Source organism: Enterobacter asburiae, assembly GCF_008080435.1.
Classification (GTDB): Bacteria; Pseudomonadota; Gammaproteobacteria; order Enterobacterales; family Enterobacteriaceae; genus Enterobacter; species Enterobacter asburiae_C.
Map to the genome: position 1 here is coordinate 1 of NZ_VRKN01000064.1, position 645 is coordinate 645.

Consider the following 645-nt stretch of genomic DNA (forward strand, 5'->3'; position numbering starts at 1 on the left):
CAGCAGTCAGCTAAGAAATAACTCAAAGGCGGCCAGAGTAGTTGACGCGTATCGGCCAAGGTAGTTGACGTCTAATATCTTCTATCATTTTTTCTACGTCAGCAGAGACTGAACCACCAAGCAAGGTAGTAATAATCGTTCCACCTGTCCCTGGTCCATCTGGTTCAAGCTGCGCACGATGCCAACGATAGCGGTTAGAAATTATCTCTGAGAAAAACTCATGAGGTTCTTGATTGTCGAATGCGTTTGGGGAGTAGAATTTCGCCAATCCTACAAGGATCCCCTGTAAACCATCGATATAGTCATAATTTGCTTGATTCATCACAGCGGTAATCCCAGTATCCCAATCTGGCTGGGCCTGGGACAATAATTCACAACGAATTGCTGGAAGTGAGTCCAAATATGCGTAGAGGTCATTATCGGAAGGGGATGTAAGCATTGGAGGTTCCTCAGTAAAACTCTCGCCAATTACTTTACTTATGGCAAAACTATCAGCTTTTTCTCGGCGTTGCTTAACCCGTACTAACCAGTCATCACGATATTTTTTGACTACCGATGCTGTCAAATGTGAATCGCCACGGATAATCTAGACACTTCCGAGCCGTTGATAATACTGGTTTTCATATTCTGTCGGTGACATCTGAT

General features: G+C 44.0%; 1 protein-coding gene. It reads right to left on the reverse strand.

Annotated features, from left to right (window positions below; genetic code table 11):
• Window positions 1-22: 22 nt before the first annotated feature.
• Entirely contained in the window at window positions 23-565 is a 543-nt protein-coding gene (locus tag FU672_RS24815) for a hypothetical protein (protein ID WP_148245232.1), read from the reverse strand.
• Between the last annotated feature and the right edge of the window lie 80 nt (window positions 566-645).